A 15687-nucleotide genomic window follows, 5' to 3' on the forward strand; every position below is an offset into this window, starting at 1 on the left:
CGCGATGCGCGTGCCGCCGGACGGACCACGGGAGTTGGGCCGCAGTGGGGTCACCGTCCCGCCACTGGGCCTGGGCTGCGCCCCACTGGGCAACCTCTACCGCGCCGTCCCCGAGGAGCGCGCCCGCGCCGTCGTCCACACGGCCCTGGCCACCGGCGCCCACTACCTGGACACCGCCCCGCACTACGGCGTCGGCCTCTCCGAGGAGCGCCTCGGCCGGGCGCTGCGCGGCGTGGACCGGGCGCACTACGTGCTCTCCACCAAGGTCGGCCGCCGGCTCCGCCCGCTCGCGCCCGGCGAACGGCCGCCCGGCGAGGGCTTCGTGGCCACCCCCGCGCGGGCCCGCACCTGGGACCTCACCCGCGACGGCATCCGCGCCACCCTTCAGGCGTCCCTGGAACGGCTCGGCGTGGCCGCGGTGGACATCGTCTACCTCCACGACGTCGAGCACCACCTCCGCGAGGTCCACGAGACCGGCTACCCGGCGCTGGCCGAGCTCCGCGCCCAGGGCACGGTCCGCGCCATCGGCTTCGGCATGAACCACAGCGGTGTACTGGCCGACCTGGTAGCCGAGTTGGACATCGACGTGGCGCTGTGCGCCGGCCGCTGGACGCTGCTGGACCGGACCGCCGCGGCCGACCTGCTGCCGGTGTGCGCCCGGCGCGGCACCTCGGTGGTGGTCGGCGGGGTCTACAACTCCGGCCTGCTCGCCGACCCGTCCCCCGGCGCCCCCTACGACTACGCCCCCGCCCCGCCGGCCGTCCTCGCCCGGGCCCGCGAACTGGCCGCGGTCTGCGCCGCGTTCGACGTCCCCCTCAAGGCGGCCGCACTGCGCTTCCCGTTCGGGCACCCGGCCGTCGCCGCGGCCGTGGTCGGCGCCGCCTCGCCGGAGGAGGCCGCCGAGAACGCCGCCCTCTTCCGCCACCCGATCCCGGACGGCCTGTGGCACGCCCTGGTCGCCCGCGGCCTGCTCGACCCCGATCTGCCGCTGCCGCCGGGCTGTTGACGCCCGCCGTCCCGACCCGGGAGCCGTCCGATGCGCCTCGACGCCCACCACCACCTGTGGGACCTGACCCGCCGCGACCAGCCGTGGATGGCCGGCCCCTGGGCCGCCCCGATCCGCCGCAACTACGCCCCGGCCGACCTCGCGCCGCACCTCGCCGCGCACGACATCGCCGGCACCGTCCTCGTCCAGTCCTCCTCGTCCGCCGAGGAGACCGCCGAACTCCTCGCCGTCGCCGCCGGGGACGGCCCGGTGCGCGGCGTCGTCGGCTGGGCCGACCTCACCGCCGCCGCCCTGCCGGACGCCCTGGCGGCCCTGCCCGCCGGCCTCGTCGGCCTCCGCCACCAGGTCCAGGACGAGCCCGACCCCGACTGGCTCGGCCGCCCCGACGTCCGGCGCGGCCTGCGCACCCTCGCCGCCCGCGGGCTCGTCTACGACCTGCTGGTCACCCCGCGCGAGCTGCCCGCCGCGCACGCCGTGGCGCGGGCCCTGCCGGAGCTCTCCTTCGTGCTGGACCACGCCGCCAAGCCCCCGATCGCCGGCGGACGTTGGCAGCCCTGGGCGGACGCGCTCACCGACCTGGCCCGACTCCCCAACGTCAGCTGCAAGCTCTCCGGCCTGGTCACCGAGGCCGACTGGTCCGCCTGGCGGCCGCCGCAACTCCTGCCCTACGCCCGGCACGTCCTCGCCGCCTTCGGCCCGGACCGGGTGATGTTCGGCTCCGACTGGCCGGTCTGCACCCTGGCCGCCTCCTACGCGGAGGTGGTCGCGCTCGCCGAGGCCGCCACCGACCACCTCACCGGACCCGAGCGGGCGGCGGTCTTCGGCGGCACCGCGCTGCGGGTGTACGGGCTCGACGGGCGGCCGGCCACGGGGCGGCCGGCCAGGTGAGGCCCGCTGTCGGGCCTCACCCCCCCCGCGGGTTCACAGCGACGTCCGCAGCCACTGCTCCACGCTGGCGATGTGCACCGTCGCCCAGGCGCGGGCCGCCTCGGCGTCCGCGTCGCGCAGCGCGCCGAGGATCGCCCGGTGCTCGGTGAGGGTGCGGGCCACCGCGTCCTTCTGGGTCAGCCCGCGCCAGACCCGGGCACGGGTGGTCGGCCGGGACAGGCCGTCCAGCAGCGAGCACAGCACCGAGTTGCCGGCCGCGGCCACGATCCGCCGGTGGAACTCCAGGTCGCAGGCGACCAGGTCCTCCACCGACGGGGCGGTCCCGAGCGCGTCCAACTGGGCCTGCAGCACGTCCAGTTCGGCGGCGGTGATCCGGCCGGCCGCCATCCCCGTGGCGGCCGGCTCCAGGATGCGGCGGACGGCGAGGAACTCCAGCACCGTGTCGTCGCGGTGGAAGTCCACCACGAAGCTCAGCGCCTCCAGCAGGAGTTGCGGGTCCAGGCTGGTCACATAGGTGCCGTCGCCCTGGCGGACGTCCAGGATCCGGATCAGCGCCAGCGCCCGCACCGCCTCCCGCAGGGAATTGCGGGACAGCCCCAACTCGGCGGCCAGTTCGCTCTCCTTGGGCAGCCGGTCGCCCGGCCGCAGCGCACCGGAGACGATCATCCCCTTGATCTTCTCGATGGCCTCGTCGGTGACCGCCATGGCCGCCCTCCCGGTCCGGACCCGCTCGTACGCCCCGGGCGCCGCGACGTACCGCGGACGCCGCCTCAGACATCCGATGTCTGTGCCATTATCACCCGCCGGCCCGGTTCAACGCGCCGTCCCTTCCCCCTCGTTCTCCCACAGCGTGCTGGGCGCCTCGCGGCGCACCACCGGGGCGATCTCCTCCGCGAACCGTTGGAGCGTCTCCACCTGTTCGGCGTGCTCCAGACCGAACCCGTCGACGGTGATCGACTGCAGGTCGTGCCCGTACGCCGCGTGGAAGCCGAGCAGCTTGTCGATGATCTGCTGGGGCGAGCCGATCAGTTGCGGGCCGTCCGCGATGGCGTCCTCGATGGTGCGGAACGGGGTGTTGTAGCCGGCCTTGCCCACCAGGTGCGGCTTGAAGGTCTGCGCGACCTTCGCCTCGTAGAGGTCCTTGTAGCGGGCGATCGCCGCCCGTTCGGAGTCGGCGATCAGCAGCCCGCCGGAGCCGGCGGCCACCCGCGCCCGCGCCGGGTCGTGCCCGTGGGCGGCGAACCGCTCGCGGTAGTGCGCGACCAACTCGGCGTAGGCGGCCCGCGGTTGGATGGCGTTGGCGGTGAACAGCGGATCGCCGTGCCGGGCGGCCAGCTCGGGGGAGTTGCGGCTGGTGGCCGAGCCGTGCCAGATCCGCGGCGGCCCGCCGTACGGGCGCGGCACGGTCGTCACGTTCTTCAGGGGCGGCCGGAACTCGCCCTCCCAGTCGACGTTCTCCTCGCTCCACAGCCGGCGCAGCAGCGCGTACTTCTCGGCCTGGAGGTCCCACTGCCGCCCCTCGTCGAGGCCGAAGAGGTCGAAGTGGCCGGCCTCCGCGCCCTTGCCGACGACCAGTTCGAGCCGGCCGCGGGCGAGGTGGGTGAGGGTCGCGTAGTCCTCGGCGACCCGCACCGGGTCGAGGATCGCCACCACGGTGACCCCGGTCAGCAGCCGGATCCGGGACGTCCGGGCGGCCAGCGCGCCCAGCACCACCGAGGGGCTGGAGGAGAGGAACGGCCCGGCGTGCCGCTCGCCGACCGCGTACGCGTCGAACCCGAGCCGCTCGGCGGCCGCTCCGGTCTCGACGACCTCGGCGAACCGGTCGGCGGCGGACGGCAGTTGGCCGGTGAGCGGGTGTGGAGCATGGCCGATCAGGGAGAGCACGGAGAATTTCATGGCGTCCTTCCGGCGTGGGGTTCCACCCAGGCCCCCGCCGGCGACTCATCGGAGCGGGCGGTGGTCCCTCCCACTCTGCGCGCCGGACGTTGCCGCCGTGTGTCGACCGCATGGCACGGCGCCGGGAACGACCGCGGCGCGCGCCCCGTCCCGGGAACGCGCGCCGCAGCCCGCCGGCAACGGCACCGGGGCGGCCGTTTCGACCGCCCCGGAAACCGTGGCCCTGTCAGCTAACTGACGCAATATCAGCCGTCTCGCCGGAGCCTCAGCCTTCCAGCATCTTCTCGACCCGGGCCCGCACGTCGTCCGTGGCCAGACCGCGGATGGTCAGCGTGGTGCGGCGGCGCAGCACGTCGTCGGCGGTCTCGGCCCACTCGTGGTCCCGGGCGTAGGCGACCTGCGCCCAGATCTCCGGGGCGTCCGGGTGGATCCGCTCGGCCAGCGCCGGGTCCTCGTTCGCCAGCCGGGCGATGTCGAAGGAGAGCGAGCCGTAGTGGGTGGCCAGGTGGCGCGCGGTGTCGGTGGACATCTGCGGGCCGGAGGAGCCGCCGTCCACCAGCAGCCGGTGGGTGACCGCGTTGGGGTTGGCGATGCCGGGCAGCGGGAGCTTCTTCGGCAGCCGCGCGATCGGCTCCATGTCCTCGGCCAGCGGGTGGCCGGGCAGCGCGGCCAGCTTGTTCATCACCGTGCGGCCGATGTGCCGGAAGGTGGTCCACTTGCCGCCGGCGACCGACAGCATCCCGCCGCTGCCCTCGTTGACGACCGTCTCGCGCTTGGCCTTGGAGGTGTCGCCGGGGCCGCCGGGCAGCACCCGCAGACCGGCGAACGAGTAGGTGATCAGGTCGCGGGAGAGCTGCTGGTCGCGGACGGAGAAGGCGGCCTCGTCCAGGATCTGGGCGGTGTCCTTCTCGTTGACCGCGACGTCCGCCGGGTCGCCCTCGTACTCCTCGTCGGTGGTACCGAGCAGCAGCATGTCCTCCCAGGGGAGGGCGAAGGTGATGCGGTACTTGTCGATCGGGGTCGCCAGCGCGGCCTTCCAGGGGGAGGTGCGCTTGAGGACCAGGTGCGCGCCCTTGGACAGGCGGATGGAGGGGGCCGCGTTGGGGTCCTCCATCTTGCGCAGGTGGTCCACCCACGGGCCGGTGGCGTTGAGCACCAGGCGGGCGTTGACGCCGAACTCGGTGCCGTCCAGGCGGTCCTTGAGCTCGGCGCCGGTGACCCGGCCCTGGGTGAAGCGCAGGCCGGTGACCTCGGAGTGGTTGAGGACCGTGGCGCCGGCGTCGACCGCGGCGCGGACGGTCATCAGCGCCATCCGGGAGTCGTTCATCTGGTCGTCGCCGTACACGGCAACGGCCTTGAGGTTGTCGGTCCGCAGCTCCGGCACGTCGCGCTGGGCCTTGGCCGGGCTTATGACGTGGCCGACGCCGTCGCCGAACGCGGAGAGTGCCGAGTAGGCGAAGACGCCCGCGCCCAGCTTGGCCGCGCCGTGCGGGCCGCCCTTGTAGACCGGCAGGTAGAAGGTGAGCGGGTTGGCCAGGTGCGGGGCCACCTCACGGGAGACCGCGCGCCGCTCGAAGTGGTTCTCCGCGACCAGCTTGACCGCACCGGTCTGCAGGTAACGCAGCCCGCCGTGCAGCAACTTGGAGGACGCGGAGGAGGTGGCGCCGGCGAAGTCGCCGGCGTCCACCAGGGCAACCCGCAGTCCGGCCTGCGCGGCATGCCAGGCGGTGGAGATGCCCAGGATGCCGCCGCCGATCACCAGGAGGTCGTACGTCGCCTTGGACAGTTGCTCCCGGGTTTCGGCGCGGCTCGGCAGGGAACCGGCGGCCGGGTGCGTCCCGAGGGCCGGGACGCTCTGCAGGGTGCTCATGATGTGCTCCTCAGTCAGCTCTCGTCGTCGAGCCAGCCCATGGTCCGCTCCACGGCCTTGAGCCAGTTCTTGTACTCGCGGTCACGGGTGGCCGCGTCCATGCGGGGGGTCCATTCGGCGGCCCGGCGCCAGTTGGCGCGCAGCTCGTCGGTGCTGGACCAGAAGCCGACGGCCAGTCCGGCCGCGTAGGCAGCGCCGAGGCAGGTGGTCTCGGCGACCATCGGGCGCACCACGGGTGCGTCCAGGAAGTCCGAGATCGTCTGCATCAGCAGGTTGTTGGAGGTCATGCCGCCGTCGACCTTGAGTGCGGTCAGGTCGACGCCGGAGTCCTTGGTCATGGCGTCGGTGATCTCGCGGGTCTGCCAGGCGGTGGCCTCAAGAACGGCGCGGGCGATGTGCGCCTTGGTGACGTAGCGGGTCAACCCCGCGATGACACCGCGCGCGTCGGAGCGCCAATACGGGGCGAACAGACCGGAGAAGGCCGGCACGAAGTACGCGCCGCCGTTGTCCTCGACGGTGCTCGCCAGCGTCTCGATCTCGGCCGCGCTGTTGATCAGCCCCATCTGGTCGCGCATCCACTGGACGAGCGAGCCGGTGACGGCGATGGAGCCTTCCAGGGCGTAGACCGGCTGCTCGTCGCCGATCCGGTAACCGACCGTGGTCAGCAGCCCGTTGTAGGAGTTCACCGGCTGGTGGCCGGTGTTCATCAGCATGAAGGTGCCGGTGCCGTAGGTGGACTTGGCCTCGCCTTCGGCGAAGCAGGTCTGGCCGAAAAGTGCCGCCTGCTGGTCACCGAGGGCGGAGGCGACCGGGACGCCCGCGAGCGCACCGGCGGTGGTGGTGCCGTAGATCTCGGCGGAGGACCGGATCTCCGGCAGCAGGGCCGCCGGGATGCCCAGCGAGTCCAGGATGCGCTCGTCCCACTGGAGGGTGTGGAGGTTCATCAGCAGGGTGCGCGAGGCGTTGGTGACGTCGGTGACGTGCTTGCCGCCGTTGACGCCGCCGGTGAGGTTCCAGATGACCCAGGAGTCCATGGTGCCGAAGAGGATGTCGCCGCGCTCGGCGCGCTCGCGCAGGCCCTCGACGTTGTCCAGCAGCCAGCGGATCTTCGGGCCGGCGAAGTACGAGGCCAGCGGCAGGCCGGTCTCCCTGCGGAAGCGGTCCTGGCCGACGTTGCGGCCCAGCTCGCGGCAGAGCCCGTCGGTGCGGGTGTCCTGCCAGACGATGGCGTTGTAGACCGGCTCGCCGGTGTTCTTGTCCCAAAGCAGCGTGGTCTCACGCTGGTTGGTGATGCCGATCGCCTTGACGTCGTCCGCGGCGAAGCCGGGGTTGCTCTGCGCGGCCTTGTCGATGGCGCCGGCGACGACGCGCTGGACGTTCGACCAGATCTCGACCGCGTCGTGTTCGACCCAACCCGGCTTGGGGAAGATCTGCTCGTGTTCCTTCTGGTCGACCGAGACGATCCGGCCGTCCCGGTCGAAGACGATGCAGCGGCTGGACGTGGTGCCCTGGTCGATGGCGGCGATGAACGGGCCATGACCGTGCGAGGAAGTGCTGGGGGTGTCGCTCATGGTGTGCTCCAAGAATTCGGTGCGGGGGGCTGGGGGGTCCGGCGGCTCAGGCGAACGCCAACTGATAGATGCCCCCGGCGAGGGCGCCGCCGATCAACGGGCCGACGACCGGGACCCAGGCGTAGCCCCAGTCGGAACCACCCTTGTTCGGCAGCGGCAGCAGCGCGTGCACGATACGCGGACCGAGGTCGCGGACGGGGTTGATGGCGTACCCGGTAGGTCCACCCAACGAGAGGCCGATTCCGGTGACCACCAGGGCGACCAACAGCGTGCCGATGACGCCGACGCCCTTGCCGTTGTCGCTGAGCCCGAGGGTGAGGATCGCCAGCACGAGCACGGTGGTGGCGATGATCTCGGTCACAACGTTCTGCACCGCGTGCCGGATCTCCGGACCGGTGGAGAAGATGCCCAGCACGGGGCCGGCCTTGGGAGCGGCGGCCGGATCGACCATGCCCTCCTCGCCGTTGTGGCCGGCCAACACCTCCGGGTCGGTCAGGTGCGCCCGGAACTGCCCGTAGTAAACAAGCCACATCAGCACCGCGCCGATCATGGCTCCGAGGAACTCACCGGCGAAGTACACCGGCACCTCGCTCCAGGCGATGCCGCCCTTGAGGGCGATGCCGATGGTGACGGCGGGGTTCAGGTGCGCGCCGGACTTGGCGGCGATGTAGGCGCCCGTGAGGACGGCGAAGCCCCACCCGAAGGCGATGGCGACCCATCCGGCGTTGAACGCCTTGGAGCGCTTGAAGGTAACGGCGGCGCAGACCCCGCCGCCCATCAAGGTCAGAACAGCGGTACCGATGGTCTCGCTGATGAAGATTTCGGAGCTGGACACCCGCGACTCCTTTGTCCTTCGTCCAGGGGAAGGCGAACCCCGGGTCCCTCCGGTGGTCCGCACCCTCCGAGAGGGCGTTGGTCGGCCCGCGGCTCTGCACACCCTAACGCGTATAGCCGTTTGGTGTTCGACAATGCCGACCGACGAACGGCAGTTTTCTTCACCTCCCAGACCTCGTCAAGGGTTCTATGGCGAAAAACTTAGGTGAACATTTGGGGCGAACCCGGTCAGAACCGCCCCGCTCCGAGGTCTCGGGAGACCGCTCGTGCGCAATCCCTCACAGCAGCGACGATTTCCGGCCGCAGCTCACCGTCGCGGCACACCCGTTCCACGGCCCCCGTGACCCCCACCGCGCCCACCGGCATCCGCCGCCGGTCATGGATCGGCGCCGCGATCGAGGCCACGCCCTCCCAGGTCTCCTCCACGTCCGCGGCCCAGCCGCGGGCCCGGGTGAGATCCAGCAGGGTCTCGAAGTCGGGCAGCCCGGTCGTGGTCTTCGGGGTGAACGCCGTCCGCTCGCCCTCCACGACCTCGCTGTGCGCCACCGGGTCGTACGCCGACAGCACCTTCCCCAGCGCGGTGCTGTGCAGCGGCTGCATCGCGCCGACCTCCAGCACCTGCCGGCTGTCGTCGGGGCGGAAGACGTGGTGCACGATCAGCACGCCCTGCTGGTGCAGCACGCCGAGGTAGACGCTCTCCCCACTGGAGCGCGCCAGGTCGTCGGTCCACACCAGGGCGCGGGCCCGCAGCTCGTGGACGTCCAGGTAGCTGTTGCCCAGGCGCAGCAGCTCGGCGCCGAGCTGGTAGCGGCCCGAGGTCTGGTCCTGTTCCACGAAGCCCTCCTGTTGGAGCGTGCGCAGGATGCCGTGGGCGGTGCCCTTGGCCAACCCCAGGGAGGAGGAGATGTCGGAGAGGCCCAGCCGCCGTTCTCCCCCCGCAAGCAACCGCAACATTGCGGCTGCTCGCTCCAGCGACTGGATGGTGCGTGCCATCGGGCGACCTCCGAAGTATCTGGTTCGACAATGCTGAACGATATCGGCCCATGCCGACCAGAGGGAGGGGGCCGGGCCATTGAGGATCATGGATAACGGACCCGGCCGCGCCGTGCACCGGTGTCCACGGCGTGGAATGGGCAGCGCCTGTCCCGGGCCCGTTAGCTACGCTGGCCAGGTGCGCCCTCTCCAGGAGGGTGCAAAGCCGACAGCCGTCGCAACCACGGGAGCAGCTCCATGGCTTCGAACACGCCATCGTCCACCAGCCCGTCCCGCGTCACCGCATTCCGTGAGGCGCTCGCCTCGCGGGTGGTGGTGGCTGACGGAGCGATGGGCACGATGCTGCAGGCGCAGGATCCGTCCATGGAGGACTTCCAGCAGTTGGAGGGCTGCAACGAGATCCTCAACGTCACCCGCCCCGACATCGTGCGGTCGGTGCACGAGGAGTACTTCGCGGTCGGCGTGGACTGCGTGGAGACCAACACCTTCGGGGCCAACTACGCGGCCCTGGCCGAGTACGACATCCCCGACCGGGTCTTCGACCTCTCCCAGGCCGGCGCCGCCATCGCCCGCGAGGTCGCCGACGAGTTCACCGCCTCCACCGGCCAGCAGCGCTACGTGCTCGGCTCAATGGGCCCCGGCACCAAACTCCCCACCCTCGGTCACGTCGACTACCTGACCCTGCGCGACGCCTACCAGCAGAACGCCGAGGGCATGATCGCCGGCGGCGCGGATGCCCTGCTGGTAGAGACCACCCAGGACCTGCTCCAGACCAAGGCCGCCGTCCTGGGCGCCCGCCGCGCCCTGGACGCCACCGGCACCGCCCTGCCCCTCATCTGCTCGGTCACCGTCGAGACGACGGGCACCATGCTGCTGGGGTCGGAGATCGGCGCGGCGTTGACGGCGCTGGAGCCGCTGGGCATCGACATGATCGGGCTGAACTGCGCCACGGGCCCGGCCGAGATGAGCGAGCACCTGCGCTACCTCGCCCGGCACTCCCGGATTCCGCTGTCGTGCATGCCCAACGCGGGTCTGCCGGTGCTGGGCAAGGACGGCGCCCACTACCCCCTGACCGCCGGCGAATTGGCCGACGCCCAGCAGACGTTCGTCACCGAATACGGCCTGTCGCTGGTCGGCGGCTGCTGCGGCACCACCCCCGAGCACCTGCGGCAGGTCGTCGAACGCGTCCGCGACCTCACCCCGCCGGCCCGTGAGGCGCGGCCGGAGCCCGGCGCCGCGTCGTTGTACCAGACGGTGCCGTTCCGCCAGGACACCTCGTACCTGGCGATCGGCGAGCGGACCAACGCCAACGGGTCGAAGAAGTTCCGCGAGGCGATGTTGGAGGGGCGGTGGGACGACTGTGTGGAAATGGCGCGTGACCAGATCCGCGAGGGCGCCCACATGCTCGACCTGTGCGTCGACTACGTCGGCCGCGACGGGGTCGCCGACATGCGGGAGCTGGCCGGTCGGTTCGCCACCGCCTCCACCCTCCCCCTCGTGCTGGACTCCACCGAACTCGACGTCCTTGAGGCCGGGTTGGAGAAGCTGGGTGGCCGTGCGGTCATCAACTCCGTCAACTACGAGGACGGCGACGGCCCCGAATCCCGCTTCGTGAAGGTCACGCGGTTGGCGGCGGAGCACGGTGCCGCGCTGATCGCGTTGACGATCGACGAGGAGGGCCAGGCGCGGACGGCGGAGAAGAAGGTGGAGATCGCCGAGCGCCTGATCGCCGACCTCTCGGAGAACTACGGTGTCCGCGAGTCCGACGTCCTCGTGGACTGCCTGACGTTCACGATCTGCACGGGGCAGGAGGAATCCCGCAAGGACGGTATCGCCACCATCGACGCCATCCGGGAACTCAAGCGCCGCCACCCCGACGTGCAGACGACGCTCGGCCTGTCGAACATCTCCTTCGGTCTGAACCCGGCCGCGCGGATCGTCCTCAACTCCGTTTTCCTGGACGAGTGCGTGAAGGCGGGCCTCGATTCGGCCATCGTCCACGCGTCGAAGATCCTGCCGATCGCGCGGTTCGACGAGGAGCAGGTCACCGTCGCGCTGGACCTGATCTATGACCGTCGCAGCGAGGGGTACGACCCGCTGCAAAAGCTCATGGAGCTCTTCGAAGGCGCCACCGCCAAGTCACTCAAGGCCGACAAGGCCGCGGAGCTGGCGGCGTTGCCGTTGGACGAGCGGTTGCAGCGGCGGATCATCGACGGCGAGAAGAACGGTCTGGAAGCCGACCTGGAAACGGCGTTGGGGGAGCGCCCGGCCTTGGACATCGTCAACGAGACGTTGTTGGAGGGCATGAAGGTCGTGGGCGAGCTGTTCGGCTCCGGGCAGATGCAGTTGCCGTTCGTGTTGCAGTCGGCCGAGGTGATGAAGAGTGCGGTGGCGTATTTGGAGCCGCACATGGAGAAGTCCGACGACGAGGGCAAGGGCACGATCGTGCTGGCCACCGTCCGCGGCGACGTGCACGACATCGGCAAGAACCTCGTCGACATCATCCTGTCCAACAACGGCTACAACGTCGTCAACCTCGGCATCAAGCAACCCGTCTCCGCCATCCTGGAGGCCGCCGAGGAACACCGCGCCGACGTGATCGGGATGTCGGGGCTGCTGGTGAAGTCGACGGTGATCATGAAGGAGAACCTGGAGGAGCTCAACCAGCGCAAGATGGCGGCCGATTACCCCGTCATCCTCGGCGGCGCCGCCCTCACCCGCGCCTACGTCGAACAAGACCTCCACGAAATCTACGAGGGCGAGGTCCGCTACGCCCGCGACGCCTTCGAGGGCCTGCGCCTGATGGACGCCCTGATCGCCGTCAAGCGCGGCGTTCCCGGCGCGACGCTCCCCGAGCTGAAGCAGCGGCGGGTGCCCAAGCGGGAGGTGCAGGTCACCGAGCCCGAGCCGGAGGAGGGCACCGTCCGCTCGGACGTCGCCGTCGACAACCCGCTGCCCACCCCGCCGTTCTGGGGCACCCGCGTCATCAAGGGCATCCAACTGGCCGACTACGCCTCCTGGTTGGACGAGGGGGCGCTGTTCAAGGGGCAGTGGGGGCTGAAGCAGGCGCGCACGGCCGAGGGGCCCAGCTACGAGGAGCTGGTGGAGAGCGAGGGGCGGCCGCGGCTGCGCGGCTGGCTGGACAAGCTCCAGACCGAAAACCTCCTGGAAGCCGCCGTGGTCTACGGCTACTTCCCCTGCCACTCCAAGGGCGATGACCTGATCCTGCTCGGCGAGGACGGGACGGAGCGGACGCGGTTCACCTTCCCCCGGCAGCGCCGCGGGCGGCGCCTGTGCCTGGCGGACTTCTTCCGCCCGGAGGAGAGCGGGGAGACGGACGTCGTCGGGCTCCAGGTCGTCACCGTCGGCTCGAAGATCGGCGAGGCCACCGCCGAACTGTTCGCGGCCAACTCCTACCGCGACTACCTCGAACTCCACGGCCTGTCCGTGCAGTTGGCCGAGGCCCTGGCCGAATACTGGCACGCCCGCGTCCGCGGTGAGCTCGGCTTCGGCGGTGAGGACCCGGCCGACGTCGAGGACATGTTCGCGTTGAAGTACCGGGGGGCGCGGTTCTCCCTCGGCTACGGGGCGTGCCCCAACCTCGAAGACCGGGCCAAGATCGCCGATCTGCTCCAGCCGGAGCGGATCGGGGTCCAGCTCTCCGAGGAGTTCCAGCTCCACCCGGAGCAGTCCACCGACGCCATCGTCCTCCACCACCCGGAGGCCAAGTACTTCAACGCGCGGTAGCGCGGTGGGGCACCGGGGCCCTGGGGAGCGCCTCGCACGCACCCCGGGCGCTCCCGGCGCCACGGTCGTACACTGGTCGGTCCGGTAGCGGCCGGTCGTTCCCCCAGCCCGGGGAGGCGGCCGGCCCTTTCGCCCCTTGAGGGGACGTCCCAACGGAGGTGGATGGATGACCAGCAGCATCCCCGCAGTCGGCCCGCGCACGGCCGAAGCCGCGACCCTCCAGGCCGTCTTCCTCGATCTCGACGGCACCCTCGTCGACACCGAGGGCTTCTGGTGGGAGGCCGAGGCGGAGGTCTTCGCCGGACTCGGTCACGTCCTCGACGACTGCCATCGGGAGGTCGTCGTCGGCGGACCGATGTCCCGCAGCGCCGGCTATCTGCTCCGGGCGACCGGCGCCGACATCGGCCTGGAGGAGCTGAGCACCCTGCTCAACGAGGCGTTCGCGGCCCGGATCGGCCGCGGGGTCCCGCTGATGCCCGGTGCCCGCCGCCTGCTGTCCGAACTGGCCGCGCACCGCATGCCCACCGCGCTGGTCTCCGCCTGCCACCGGAGCGTCATCGAGCAGATGCTGCACTCCCTCGGCCCGGAGAACTTCACCCTCACCGTCGCCGGCGACGACCTGGCGCGCACCAAGCCGCACCCGGACCCGTATCTGACCGCGGCCGCGCGGCTGGGCGTGGACCCGGCCCGGTGCGCCGTCGTCGAGGACACCCTGACCGGGGTGCGCGCGGGAGAGGCCGCCGGCTGTCTGGTGGTGGCGGTGCCGTCCGTGACGCCGGTCCCGCCGGCTCCGGGCCGGAGCGTGGTGCGGACCCTCGAAGAAGTCGATCTCCCTTTTCTGCAGGCCCTCCTCACGGAAAGCCGGGGAAGCGTGCACTGAGCGTACAGCGGTGAATGCTTCGGAACTCACGGCAGCGATACGCTCATTTTCCGTGACGAATACCCGGTGGAATTCGCTGGCCACCGGACCGCTAGGATGCGTGACGTTTCTCACGCGTGCTGCCGTCGACAGCGGCGCCGGTCGGTGTTCCAGGGGGTCTCATCGGTGGTTTCTACGGGGGTAAGTGTCCGGATTGGTGGAGCAACGTGCGAAACGTTCCGCGGTCCGGATATCGATCACCCTGTTCCCGTTATCGCTCCGCCATATCGCCGTAACTTCCTTGCGTCGATGACCGACTGGCGACGCCTACTAATCTCGACGCGAGCAACACCTCTGCGCTGATAAGGAACCTGCCGACGATGAATCGCAAGACCTTGGTGCTGCCGGCGCTGGCCGGACTCCTCGCCCCGGCTCTCGCCGCTTGTGGCAGCAGTGACGGCACGGGCTCGGGCGGCTCGCCGATCGTCGTCGGTGTCGCCTCGCAGATCGAGGCCACCAAGGCGGCGCCCGCGCCGCTCGACCCCGCGGCGGCGTACGACATCGACGCCTGGAACGTGTTGCGCAGCACCTTCCAGACGCTGATGCGGGTGCCCCGTTCCGGTACCGCTCCGGTGCCCGAGGCCGCCGAGTCCTGCGGCTTCCGGGACACCCAGAACGAGCAGTACCGGTGCACCCTGCGCAGCGGCCTGAAGTTCTCCAACGGCCATGCCCTGACGGCACAGGACGTGAAGTTCTCCATCGACCGGCTGCGGACCATCAACTACACCAACGGTCCGGTGTCGCTGCTCAACGACGTCGACCGGGTCGAGACGCCCAGCGACCGCGAGGTGGTCTTCCACCTCACCAAGCCGGACGCCACCTTCCCGCAGAAGCTGGCCACCCCCGCCGCGGCCATCGTCGACAGCCAGGTGTACCCCAAGAACGCCCTCTACAAGGGCTGGGAGACGGCCGGTTCGGGCCCGTACACCCTGAAGACCGAGCACAGCGGCGACCGCCTCAGCAAGGCCGACTTCACCAAGAACCCCGAGTACAAGGGCGGGCTGACGGTGAAGAACGACAAGGTCGAGATGCGGTTCTTCGACGACTCCGCTGACATGGAACAGGCGCTCCGCAAGGGCGAGATCGACCTGCTGAGCCGCGGTCTGACGCCCCAGCAGGTCAAGGGCCTCCAGAACTCCGGGGACAAGCACCTGATGCTCCAGGAGATGCCCGGCCAGGAGATCCGCTACCTCGCCTTCAATACCAACGACCCGGCCGTCTCCAACAAGGCCGTCCGGCAGGCGATAGCCCAGGTCGTCAACCGCTCCCAACTGGTGCGCGACGTCTACTCCTACACCGCCGACCCGCTGTACTCCCTGGTGCCCACCGGTGTCACCGGGCACATCAACTCCTTCTTCACCAAGTACGGCAACCCCAACGTCGCCGCCGCCCGCCAGACCCTCCAACAGGCCGGCATCAACACCCCGGTGAAGTTCACGCTGACCTACTCCAAGAACCACTACGGGTCCAGCACCGCCAAGGAGTTCGCCGCCCTCCAGCAGCAGCTCAACAGCACCAAGCTGTTCGACGTCAACACCAAGGGCGTCGACCGCTGGCAGCAGTTCCGCACCGATGAGTCGGACCACAAGTACGCCGTGTTCGGCATGGGGTGGTTCGCGGACCTCCCGGACGCCGACAACTACCTCGCACCGTTCGTCGGCAAGGGCAACTTCCTCAACTCCCCCTACCACAACGAGAAGATCGAGAACCAGCTCATCCCGGGCACCCGCCAGCAGACCGACCGCAACGCCGCCGCGGCCGGCTTCAAGCAGGTCCAGGACATCCTCGCCGACGACGTCCCGTTCCTCCCGCTGTGGCAGGGCAAGCAGTACGTCGCCGCCCGTGACAACATCACCGGCGTCGAATGGGCCGTCAACTCCTCCTCGGCGCTGCAGATCTGGGAGCTGGGCCGCGGCGTCGCCAGCTGACGCGCGTTCCGTTCCGTTACCGCCGCGGTAGTCCC

The 15687-nt window shown here is 70.6% G+C and carries 11 protein-coding genes; 5 read left to right on the forward strand and 6 right to left on the reverse strand.

Annotated features, from left to right (window positions below):
* Positions 1 to 4: 4 nt before the first annotated feature.
* Complete coding sequence (locus PV796_RS30280; protein ID WP_274916690.1) at positions 5 to 1006, forward strand: aldo/keto reductase; 1002 nt, start codon at positions 5 to 7, stop codon at positions 1004 to 1006.
* A 30-nt stretch (positions 1007 to 1036) separates the two neighbouring features.
* Positions 1037 to 1894 (forward strand): amidohydrolase family protein, encoded by an 858-nt coding sequence (locus PV796_RS30285; RefSeq protein WP_274916691.1) that lies wholly within the window; start codon positions 1037 to 1039, stop codon positions 1892 to 1894.
* 33 nt (positions 1895 to 1927) lie between these two features.
* Here PV796_RS30285 and PV796_RS30290 read toward each other — a convergent pair whose 3' ends face one another.
* The 6 genes from PV796_RS30290 to PV796_RS30315 form a co-directional block, all read right to left on the reverse strand.
* Positions 1928 to 2599, reverse strand: a complete 672-nt coding sequence (locus PV796_RS30290) for a FadR/GntR family transcriptional regulator (RefSeq protein ID WP_274916692.1) — start codon at positions 2597 to 2599, stop codon at positions 1928 to 1930.
* 108 nt (positions 2600 to 2707) lie between these two features.
* Positions 2708 to 3790, reverse strand: a complete 1083-nt coding sequence (locus PV796_RS30295) for an LLM class flavin-dependent oxidoreductase (protein WP_274916693.1) — start codon at positions 3788 to 3790, stop codon at positions 2708 to 2710.
* A 265-nt stretch (positions 3791 to 4055) separates the two neighbouring features.
* On the reverse strand, positions 4056 to 5660 hold the full coding sequence (locus tag PV796_RS30300; RefSeq protein WP_274916694.1) for a glycerol-3-phosphate dehydrogenase/oxidase: 1605 nt from the start codon (positions 5658 to 5660) through the stop codon (positions 4056 to 4058).
* Positions 5661 to 5674: 14 nt separating this feature from the next.
* Complete coding sequence (gene glpK / locus PV796_RS30305) at positions 5675 to 7231, reverse strand: glycerol kinase GlpK (protein ID WP_274916696.1); 1557 nt, start codon at positions 7229 to 7231, stop codon at positions 5675 to 5677.
* 46 nt (positions 7232 to 7277) lie between these two features.
* Positions 7278 to 8066, reverse strand: coding sequence for an MIP/aquaporin family protein (locus tag PV796_RS30310; RefSeq protein ID WP_274916697.1), 789 nt, complete (start codon positions 8064 to 8066; stop codon positions 7278 to 7280).
* Between the two features lie 227 nt (positions 8067 to 8293).
* Positions 8294 to 9058 (reverse strand): IclR family transcriptional regulator, encoded by a 765-nt coding sequence (locus PV796_RS30315; RefSeq protein WP_274916698.1) that lies wholly within the window; start codon positions 9056 to 9058, stop codon positions 8294 to 8296.
* Between the two features lie 237 nt (positions 9059 to 9295).
* Between PV796_RS30315 and metH the strand changes: the two genes are divergently transcribed.
* The 3 genes from metH (at position 9296) to PV796_RS30330 (ending at position 15652) form a co-directional block, all read left to right on the forward strand.
* On the forward strand, positions 9296 to 12805 hold the full coding sequence (metH, locus tag PV796_RS30320; RefSeq protein WP_274916699.1) for a methionine synthase: 3510 nt from the start codon (positions 9296 to 9298) through the stop codon (positions 12803 to 12805).
* Between the two features lie 166 nt (positions 12806 to 12971).
* Positions 12972 to 13685, forward strand: coding sequence for an HAD family hydrolase (locus PV796_RS30325; RefSeq protein ID WP_274916700.1), 714 nt, complete (start codon positions 12972 to 12974; stop codon positions 13683 to 13685).
* A 359-nt stretch (positions 13686 to 14044) separates the two neighbouring features.
* Complete coding sequence (locus PV796_RS30330; RefSeq protein WP_274916701.1) at positions 14045 to 15652, forward strand: ABC transporter substrate-binding protein; 1608 nt, start codon at positions 14045 to 14047, stop codon at positions 15650 to 15652.
* The last annotated feature ends 35 nt before the right edge of the window (positions 15653 to 15687 follow it).

Origin of the sequence: Streptomyces sp. WZ-12 (assembly GCF_028898845.1) — a bacterium.
Classification (GTDB): Bacteria; Actinomycetota; Actinomycetes; order Streptomycetales; family Streptomycetaceae; genus Streptomyces.